2 protein-coding genes are annotated in these 1,348 nt (G+C 64.7%); one reads left to right on the top strand and one right to left on the bottom strand.

Annotated features, from left to right (window positions below):
* Positions 1–150: 150 nt before the first annotated feature.
* Positions 151–1,119, top strand: coding sequence for a transposase (locus HL658_RS36450; RefSeq protein WP_425485410.1), 969 nt, complete (start codon positions 151–153; stop codon positions 1,117–1,119).
* A 37-nt stretch (positions 1,120–1,156) separates the two neighbouring features.
* Here HL658_RS36450 and HL658_RS36775 read toward each other — a convergent pair.
* A partial coding sequence (locus tag HL658_RS36775; RefSeq protein WP_211109945.1) for a hypothetical protein occupies positions 1,157–1,348 on the bottom strand: 192 nt, incomplete at its 5' end.

A 1,348-nucleotide genomic window follows, 5' to 3' on the forward strand; every position in this document is an offset into this window, starting at 1 on the left:
ACCGGCCGGCGAAGCCCGTGCCGCCGTGGTCGCTGACCTGTCGCTCGACGAGGCTGAGCGCTCACTATCCATCAGTTTTTGATGAACGGGCGTTGACGTCGGGAATCGTCGTGTGATTCAAGGAGTCCGCGTTGTTTCAAGCGGATTGGGATCATGGACGGCCTCCAGGTTTTGGCGGAAGGGATTTCCCAGGAACTCCGACGCCTTCTTCCGGGTCAGCGGAAGACCCAGCGGGTCAATCTGGCGCTGCTGGTGGCAACGATGCTCGATGTGCGCAGCGCCAACCTGATGGATTTGGCCGCCGGGCTGCCCCGCGACGCCGAACGCATCGACATGCGCTATCAGTGGATCGAGCGGGTCCTGAAGAACCCGCTGATCGACCCGGATGCGGTGATGGCGCCGTTCGCCCGCGAGGTGCTGGGCGCGTTGGCGGCCCAGGGCCGACCGCTGGTGCTGATCCTCGACCAGTCCAAGCTCAATGACCGCCATCAGGTGCTGATGCTGGCGATCCGCCATGGCGAGCGGGCGCTGCCGCTGCTGTGGCGGGTGGAGGCGACTGAGGGCGCCATCGGGTTCGCGGTCCAGGAGGCGCTGCTCGACGCGGCCGTGCCGTTGCTGCCGGACGGGGCCGAGGTCTGTCTCATGGCCGACCGCTTCTACGGCACCGCCGACCTGATCGGGTGGTGCCAGGACCGCGGCTGGGACTACCGCCTGCGCCTGAAGGGCAACCTGGTCGTCCGCGACGCCGGGGGCCGGACGACGACCGGTCGACTGGCCAAGGACCGCATCTTCGCGCTGGAGAACGTGCAACTGACGGCCCGCAAGGCCACCACCAACATCGGCGTCATCCACGATCCCGGGCATGTCGAGCCGTGGATCATCGCCATGTCCGCGACGCCGGGATACTTGAAAACACTGGACTATTCCGCCCGCTGGGCCATCGAGCCAATGTTTTCGGACTTCAAGTCGCGCGGCTTCGGCATCGAGGACACCCAGATCCAGCATCCCGACCGTCTCGCCCGGCTCCTGCTCGTCATGGCACTGGCGATCTACACAGCCGTCTCAACCGGGCGGTGGGATGCAGAGACGAATCCGACACCCGCCGAAAAAAACATGTGAACGCCCAGCCCGGAAAAGTCGCCCGCTCCAAAACCTCCTACTTCACCAGAGGATTGCGCCGGATCGCCCGCCTCATCCTCAACGCGATCCCACTGCCAACGCTCTGGTCATGCCAAACTGATGGATGATAAGGTCTGAGCGGGTACTGGAAGCTGCTGTCGATTCCGACGCGCACTTGATGAGCGACGAATGGAAAGCGTTCGTCGCCATCGGGAGCGCATTCGGTGCG

Source organism: Azospirillum oleiclasticum, from assembly GCF_013423485.1.
Lineage (GTDB): Bacteria > Pseudomonadota > Alphaproteobacteria > Azospirillales > Azospirillaceae > Azospirillum > Azospirillum oleiclasticum.